This window comes from Streptosporangium sp. NPDC000239 (assembly GCF_040300765.1).
In the GTDB taxonomy this organism is placed as follows: Bacteria; Actinomycetota; Actinomycetes; order Streptosporangiales; family Streptosporangiaceae; genus Streptosporangium.
Map to the genome: position 1 here is coordinate 1 of NZ_JBEPEI010000039.1, position 9,127 is coordinate 9,127.

2 protein-coding genes are annotated in these 9,127 nt (G+C 69.8%); both read left to right on the top strand.

Annotated features, from left to right (window positions below):
• Positions 1–3,452: non-ribosomal peptide synthetase (locus ABT340_RS42295; protein WP_352016601.1), on the top strand; the 3,452-nt coding region annotated here is incomplete at its 5' end.
• A 30-nt stretch (positions 3,453–3,482) separates the two neighbouring features.
• Positions 3,483–9,127: non-ribosomal peptide synthetase (locus ABT340_RS42300; RefSeq protein WP_352016602.1), on the top strand; the 5,645-nt coding region annotated here is incomplete at its 3' end.

Below are 9,127 nucleotides of genomic sequence, written 5' to 3' on the forward strand. Positions count from 1 at the left end.
TGCCGGGGTACATGGTGCCGGTGGTCGTGACGCTTGGGGCCCTGCCGGTCACGGCCAACGGCAAGATCGACCGCCGCGCCCTGCCCGAGCCCGAGGTCGGTGCGAACGAGGGGCGTGAGCCGCGCACTCCCCGGGAGGAAGTCCTGTGTGGCCTGTTCGCCGAGGTCCTCGGCGTGGAGCGGGTGGGCGTCGACGACGGCTTCTTCGACCTGGGCGGACACTCACTCCTGGTGATGAAGCTGGTCAGCCGGATCCGCACGGTCATGGGGGTCGAGCTGCCGATCAGGGCGCTCTTCGAGAACCCGGACGTTGCCCGCCTGGAGCGGTACCTGGCCACCGAGCAGGCCGGCGCCCTACGGCCTGCCCTGACCGCCATGACCCGGCCGGAACACGTCCCGCTGTCCTTCGCCCAGCAACGCCTGTGGTTCATCGAACAACTCGAAGGACCCAGCGCCCTCTACAACACCCCTCTGGCCGTACGGCTACGCGGCCCCGTGGACACCTCGGCACTCGACGCGGCGCTGGCCGACGTGGTGACCAGGCACGAGGCACTGCGGACGACCTTCCCCTCGGTCGGAGGACTGCCCCGTCTGCGGCTCGCCGAGAACGCCCGCCCGGTGCTGGAGACGCGCGTGTGCGCGGACGACGCCGACGTCCGCGCGGCGGTCGAACGCATCTCCGTCGAGCACGTCTTCGACATCGCCGTGGACATCCCGGTCCGGGCCTGGTTGCTGTCGCACGGCGCGGACGAGCACGTGCTGGTCCTGCTGCTGCACCACATCGCCGGGGACGGCTGGTCACTGAGGCCACTGTTCGACGACCTGGCCGTCGCCTACCAGGCACGATCGGCTGGAAACGCCCCCGACTGGGCGCCGCTGCCGGTGCAGTACGCCGACTACGCCCTCTGGCAGCGCGACCTCCTCGACACCCTCCAGGACGGGCAGCTCACCCACTGGCGCAACGCACTGGACGGGACGCCGGAGGAGTTGGCGCTGCCGTACGACCGGCCCAGGCCGGATCGGGCGAGCCACCGGGGCGGGAACGCCCCGTTCCAGGTGGACGCCGAGTTGCACGCCAGGCTCGTCCGGCTGGCCGCAGGGCACCATGTCAGCCTGTTCATGCTGTTGCAGGCCGCCGTCGCGACCCTCTACAGCCGCCTCGGAGCCGGAACCGACATCCCGCTCGGCACCCCCACGGCCGGACGCACCGACGAGGCGCTCAACGACCTGGTCGGCTTCTTCGTCAACACGTTGGTGCTGCGCACCGACCTGTCGGAAAACCCGACCTTCACCGAACTGCTCGACCGGGTCCGTACGACCAACCTGGACGCCTACACCCACCAGGACGTGCCCTTCGAACGGCTCGTCGAGCACCTCAACCCCGAGCGGGTCCCGGCCAGGCACCCGCTCTTCCAGACCCTCATCGCGATGAACAGCCAGACCCCGCTGCCGGAGGAGTTCGCCGGGCTGGAGTGCGGGGAGTATCCCTTCGACCTGGACGTCGCCAAGTTCGACCTGGCCTTCAACTTCGCCGAGACCGGCGACGGCCTGACCGGCATGATCGAGTACTCCTGCGACCTGTTCGACCACGGCACCGTGACAACGCTGGCCGAAAGGCTGGTCCGGGTGCTGCGGGCGGTGGCCGACGACCCCGGACAGCACGTCGCCACCCTGGAGATCCTGGCTCCGCAGGAGCGGGAGCTACTGGTGACCGGGTGGAACGACACCGCCGTCCCGCAGGTCGTCTCCACCCTGCACCGGCTGTTCGCCGAACAGGCCGCCAGAACCCCCGACGCCGTGGCCGTCGTCTCCGGCGACACCCACCTCACCTACGCCGACCTCGACACCCACGCCAACCACCTCGCCCACACCCTGATCGGCCAAGACCTGGCACCGGACACCCCGGTCGCGTTGCTCATGGACCGCTCTCCCGCCCTGGTCGTCGCGATCCTCGGCATCCTCAAAGCAGGAGCCGCCTACCTCCCCCTCGACCCCCGGCAACCCACCGAACGCCTCCAGCGGATCCTGACCGACGCGGGCGCCACCCTCCTGCTCACCGACACCACCCACGATCTCCACATCACCACCCTGACCATCACCCCACCCACGACCCCGGTGCCCGTCACGGCCCCACCGGACACCGCCCGGCCAGAACACACGGCCTACGTCATGTTCACCTCCGGATCGACCGGGACGCCCAAGGGCATCACGATCACCCACCAGAACGTGATCGACCTGGTGATGGACAGGTGCTGGCGGCAGCCGTACGAACAGCGGATCCTGTTCCACGCGCCGCACGCCTTCGACGCCTCCACCTACGAGCTGTGGGTGCCGCTGCTCTCCGGCGGCCAGGTGGTCGTCGCGCCGGCGGGCAACGTGGACGCGGCCGGGATCCGTGCCTTGGTCGGACGGCACGACCTCACCCACGTCCACGTCACGGCCGGTCTGTTCCGGGTGATCGCCGAGGAGGACCCCGACGCCTTCGCGGGGGTGCGGGAGGTGCTGACCGGAGGCGACGTGGTCTCGCCCGCCGCGGTGCGCCGGGTGCGTGAGGCGAACCCCGGCGTCACGATCCGGATCCTGTACGGTCCGACCGAGACGACGCTCTGCGTGACCCAGCTCGAGGCCGGGTCGGGGCGGCTGTCCATCGGTCGCCCGATGGACAACACCCGCGTCTACGTGCTGGATGAGGGACTGCGGCCGGTCCCGGCCGGGGTCGCGGGCGAGCTGTACATCGCGGGCACCGGCCTGGCCCGCGGTTACGTGGGCAGGCCCGGTCTGACCGCTGAGCGGTTCGTGGCCTGCCCGTACGGCGGGCGGATGTACCGCACCGGGGACGTCGTCCGCTGGAACGCCTCGGGAGAGATCGAGTTCGTCGGCCGTACCGACGACCAGGTGAAGATCCGTGGCTTCCGGGTCGAACTCGCCGAGATCGAGGCCGTGACCGGTGAGCACCCCTCGGTACGGCAGGCGGTCGTGGTCGCCCGTGAGGACCGGCCGGGAGACAAACGCCTGGTCGCCTACGTCACCGGGGAGGCCGTCCCCGAACAGGTGCGTGAGCACGTCGCCGCCCGGTTGCCCGCCTACATGGTGCCGACGGTGATGGTCCTGGACGCCCTGCCCGTCACGGCCAACGGCAAGATCGACCGGCGCGCGCTGCCCGCACCCGACTTCGGCACGGCCGGTGGTCGTGGCCCGCGCACCCCGCGGGAGGAGATCCTGTGCGGCCTGTTCGCCGAGGTCCTCGGCCTCGAACGGGTGGGCATCGACGACGGCTTCTTCGACCTGGGCGGCCATTCGCTGCTCGCGACCAAGCTGGTCAGCCGCATCCGCACCGTTCTCGGCGCCGAGTTGCCGATCCGCTCCCTGTTCAACGCCCCCACCGTCGCCGGTGTCGTCGACGAACTCCCCAAGTCCGGCCCGGCCAGGCCCGCGTTGCGGCCCAGGCGCTGAGCAGCCCGTGATCTCCGTCGGAGGAAGACCATGATTCCGCTTTCCTACGCGCAGCAGCGCCTGTGGTTCATCGAACAGCTTGAGGGGCCGAGCGCCCTGTACAACACGCCGCTCGTGCTGCGGCTCGGCGGCCGGATCGACGCCGGAGCCCTGGAGGCCGCCCTCGGGGACCTGCTGACCAGGCACGAGGTGCTCCGCACGGTCTTCGTCTCCTCTGACGCCGGGCCGTACCAGGAGATCCGGGAGGCCGGGGCCCGGCCGGTGCTTGAGGTGCTGACCTGCGCGGACGACGCCGAGGTGCGGCGGGCGGTCGAGCGGGCGGCGGGGTACGTCTTCGACATCTCGGCCGAGTTGCCGGTGCGGGCCTGGTTGCTGTCGCGTGGCGCCGATGAGCACGTGCTGGTCCTGCTGCTTCACCACATCGTCAGCGACGGCTGGTCGGTGGGCCCGCTCTTCGTCGATCTGGAGACGGCCTACGAGGCGCGGCTGGCCGGGCGGCTCCCGATCCAGGAGCCGTTGCCGGTGCAGTACGCCGACTACGTGCTGTGGCAGCAGGACCTTCTCGAAACCGTTCAGGATGAGCAGCTCGCCTACTGGCAGGGTGCGTTGGAGGGGTTGCCGGAGGAGTTGGCGCTGCCGTATGACCGGGCCAGGCCTGCTGTGCCGAGTCATCGGGGTGGGGTGGCCGGGTTCGGGCTGGACGCGGAACTGCATGGGCGGCTGGTCCGGGTGGCGGCCGAGCGGCAGGTCAGCCTGTTCATGCTGTTGCAGGCCGCCGTCGCGACCCTCTACAGCCGCCTGGGGGCCGGAACGGACATCCCGCTGGGGACGCCGACGGCCGGACGTACCGATGAGGCGCTCAACGACCTGGTGGGTTTCTTCGTCAACACGTTGGTGCTGCGGACGGACTTGTCGGGGAATCCGACCTTCGCCGAGTTGCTGGGCCGGGTTCGTACGGCGAATCTGGACGCCTACACCCATCAGGATGTGCCGTTCGAGCGGCTGGTGGAGCATCTCAATCCGGAGCGGGTCCCGGCCAGGCATCCGTTGTTCCAGACCGCCGTCACCCTGGACAGCCAGACCCCGCTGCCGGAGGAGTTCGCCGGACTGGCCTGCCGGGAGTATCCCTTCGACCTGGACATCGCCAAGTTCGACCTGTCCTTCTCCTTCACCGAGACTCCCGATGGGCTGACCGGTCTGCTGGAGTACGCCACCGACCTGTTCGACCACCACACCGCCACCACCCTGACCGAACGACTCCTGCGGGTACTGCTGGCCGTCGCCCACGACCCGGACCTGCCGATCGCCGCCATCGACGTGCTCGCCCCCGAGGAGCGGGCCGAGATCCTGGACGAGTGGAACGAGACCGCCGGTCCGGTGGCCGGGGGAAGCATTCCCGAACTGTTCGCCGAGCAGGTCGCGCGCACCCCGGACGCGGTCGCGCTCAACCAGGACGAGCGGACGCTGACCTACGCGGAACTCGACGCTCGCGCCGAGCGGCTGGCGCGGCGCCTGACGACCGAGGGGGTGACCAGGGAGACCCCGGTGGTGCTCTTCCTGGAGCGTTCCTTCGAGGCGGTGATCGCCGTCCTGGGGGTGCTCAAGGCGGGTGGCGTGTACGTTCCGCTCGATCCTCGCTATCCGGCCTCGCGCATCGAGGTGATCCTGCGGCAGAGCGGGGCTCACCTGGTCCTGGGTGACGAGACCGCCCGGCGGGTGACGTTCCCGGACGACATGACGGTGCTCGACGTCGCCACCCTGCTCAACGAACCGGACGTAGAACCCACCGGGCAAAATATGCCCATTTATCAGGATCAGCTGGCGTACGTCATGTTCACCTCGGGGTCCACGGGGGTGCCGAAGGGTGTGGCCGTCACCCACAGGAACGTGGTGGCGCTGGCCGCCGACGGCCGGTTCCGCAAGGAGGAACACCGCCGGGTGCTGGTCCACTCTCCCCTGGCCTTCGACGCCTCGACCTACGAGCTGTGGGTGCCGCTGCTCTCCGGCGGTCAGGTGGTCGTGGCACCGCCGGGCGAGCTCGACCTGGACGCCATGTCCACGCTGCTGATCGAACGGCGGCCGACGGCGGCGTTCTTCACCACGGCGTTGTTCAACCTGCTGGCCGAGCACGGGTCGCGTCCCCTGGCGGGGGTGCGGGAGGTGTGGAGCGGCGGCGAGGCCGGATCGGTCACCGCGATGCGCCGGGCCGTCGAACGCTGCCCGGACCTGGCCTTCGTCCACGTGTACGGTCCCACCGAGACCACGACCTTCGCCACCTGCCACCCGGTGCGGCGCCCGTTCGCCTACCAGGCGGTTCCGCCGATCGGCGGCCCCATGGACAACATGCGGGCCTACATCCTGGACGAGGCGCTGCAACCGGTCCCGGCCGGGATCGCGGGCGAACTCTACCTCGCGGGCGAAGGCCTGGCCCGAGGCTACGTCGGCAGGCCGGACCTGACCGCCGAACGCTTCGTCGCCTGCCCGTACGGCGGGCGGATGTACCGCACCGGGGACCTGGTCCGCTGGAACACCTCCGGACAGATCGAGTTCGTCGGCCGTACCGACGACCAGGTGAAGATCCGTGGCTTCCGCATCGAACCGGGCGAGATCGAGGTCGTCGTCGCGGAGCATCCCTCGGTACGGCAGGCCCTGGTGATCGTCAGGGAGGACCGTCCCGGCGACAAGCGGCTGGTGGCCTACGTCACCGGGGACGCCACCCCAGAGGGAGTGCGCGAGTACGTGGGCGCCCGGCTGCCGGCCTACATGGTGCCGTTCGTGGTGGTTCTCGACGCCCTGCCGGTCACGGCCAACGGCAAGATCGACCGCCGCGCGCTGCCCGCCCCCGATCTCAGCACGTCCGAGGGTCGCGAGCCGCGCACTCCCCGGGAGGAGATCCTCTGCGGCCTGTTCGCCGAGATCCTCGACGTTGAGCGGGTCGGGGTCGACGACGGCTTCTTCGACCTGGGTGGGCACTCGCTGCTCGCGACCAAGCTGGTCAGCCGGATCCGCACCGTCCTCGGAGTCGAGCTGCCGATCAGGGCGCTCTTCCAGAACCCGGACGTGGCCAGGTTGGAGCGGTACCTGGCCACCGAGCAGGCCGGTACCGTACGGCCCGCCCTGACCGCCATGACCCGGCCGGAGCACGTCCCGCTGTCCTTCGCCCAGCAACGCCTGTGGTTCATCGAACAACTCGAAGGACCCAGCGCCCTCTACAACACCCCTCTGGCCGTACGGCTACGCGGCCCCGTGGACACCTCGGCACTCGACGCGGCGCTGACGGACGTGGTGACCAGGCACGAGGCACTGCGGACGGTCTTCCCGTCGGTGGACGGCGTGCCGTACCAGAAGGTGCTTGAGGACGCCCGGCTGACGCTGAACGTTCGGGACTGCGCCGACGACGAACAGGCGCGGGCGGTCGTGGAGGACCTGGCAGTCGGGGTCTTCGACATCTCGGCCGAGTTGCCGGTGCGGGCCTGGTTGCTGTCGTACGGCGCGGACGAGCACGTGCTGGTCCTGCTGCTGCACCACATCGCCGGGGACGGCTGGTCACTGCGGCCACTGTTCGACGACCTGGCCGTCGCCTACCAGGCACGATTAGCTGGAAACGCCCCCGACTGGGCGCCGCTGCCGGTGCAGTACGCCGACTACGCCCTCTGGCAACGCGACCTCCTCGAAACCGTCCAGGACGAACAGCTCGCCCACTGGCGCAACGCACTGGAGGGGATGCCCGAGGAGTTGGCGCTGCCGTATGACCGGGCCAGGCCTGCTGTGCCGAGTCATCGGGGTGGGGTGGCCGGGTTCGGGCTGGACGCGGAACTGCACGGGCGGTTGGTCCGGGTGGCGGCCGAGCGGCAGGTCAGCCTGTTCATGCTGTTGCAGGCCGCCGTCGCGACCCTCTACAGCCGCCTCGGAGCCGGAACCGACATCCCGCTCGGCACCCCCACGGCCGGACGCACCGACGAGGCGCTCAACGACCTGGTGGGCTTCTTCGTCAACACCCTAGTCCTGCGGACGGATCTGTCGGGGAATCCGACCTTCACCGAGTTGCTGGGCCGGGTTCGTACGGCGAATCTGGACGCCTACACCCATCAGGATGTGCCGTTCGAGCGGCTGGTGGAGCATCTCAATCCGGAGCGGGTCCCGGCCAGGCATCCGTTGTTCCAGACCGCCGTCACCCTGGACAGCCAGACTCCGCTGCCGGAGGAGTTCGCCGGACTGGAGTGCCGGGAGTATCCCTTCGACCTGGACATCGCCAAGTTCGACCTGTCCTTCTCCTTCACCGAGACTCCCGATGGGCTGACCGGTCTGCTGGAGTACGCCACCGACCTGTTCGACCACCACACCGCCACCACCCTGACGGAGCGGCTGGTCCGGGTGCTGCGGGCGGTGGCCGACGACCCCGAACTGGCGGTCGGCGCCATCGACGTGCTCTGCGACCAGGAGCGGGAACTGCTGCTGGTCACGCGGAACGACACCGCCGCCCCGCAGGTCGTCTCCACCCTGCACCGGCTGTTCGCCGAACAGGCCGCCAGAATCCCCGACGCCGTGGCCGTCGTCTCCGGCGACACCCACCTCACCTACGCCGACCTCGACACGAACGCCAACCACCTGGCCCATCGGATCATCGAGGCGGGCGCCCGGCAGGACATGCCGGTCGCGTTGCTCATGGACCGCTCTCCCGCCCTGGTCGTCGTGATCCTCGGCATCCTCAAGGCCGGAGCCGCCTACCTCCCCCTCGATCCTCGGCAGCCCACCGAACGCCTCCAGCGGATCCTGACCGACGCGGGTGCCACCCTCCTGCTCACCGACACCACCCACGATCTCCACATCACCACCCTGACCATCACCCCGCCCACGACCCCGGTGCCCGTCACGGCCCCACCGGACACCGCCCGGCCAGAACACACGGCCTACGTCATGTTCACCTCCGGATCGACCGGGACGCCCAAGGGCATCACGATCACCCACCAGAACGTGATCGACCTGGCCCACAGCCGCTGTTTCGACGGGATCACCTCCAGGAGTGTGCTGCTGCACTCGCCGACCGCGTTCGACGCCTCGACCTACGAGTTGTGGGTGCCGTTGCTGTCGGGTGGCCGGGTGGTCGTGGCGCCGCCGGGGCAGCTCGCCACGGCTGATTTCGCCCGGTTGTTGTCCGGTGGTGGGGTGGACGCGCTGTGGTTGACGGCGGGGTTGTTCAACCTGGTGGCGCAGGAGGCGCCGGAGTGTTTCGCGGCGGTTCGGCAGGTGTGGACCGGGGGTGACGTGGTCTCTGCGGCTTCGGTGCGCCGGGTGCTGGAGAGGTGTCCCGGGTTGACGGTGGTCGACGGGTACGGCCCGACCGAGACCACGACCTTCGCCACCTGCCATCGCATGGACGAGTCCTCGGCTCCCCAGGCTTCGGTGCCCATCGGCCGTCCGCTGGACAACATGCGCCTCTACGTGCTGGACGAGGCCCTGCGGCCGGTCCCGGACGGGGTCGCGGGCGAGCTGTACATCGCCGGTTCGGGCCTGGCCCGTGGGTATGCCGGCAGGCCCGGTCTGACGGCTGAGCGGTTCGTGGCCTGCCCGTACGGCGGACGGATGTACCGCACCGGGGACGTCGTCCGGTGGAACGCCTCGGGGGAGATCGAGTTCGTCGGTCGTAGTGATGACCAGGTGAAGATCCGTGGTTT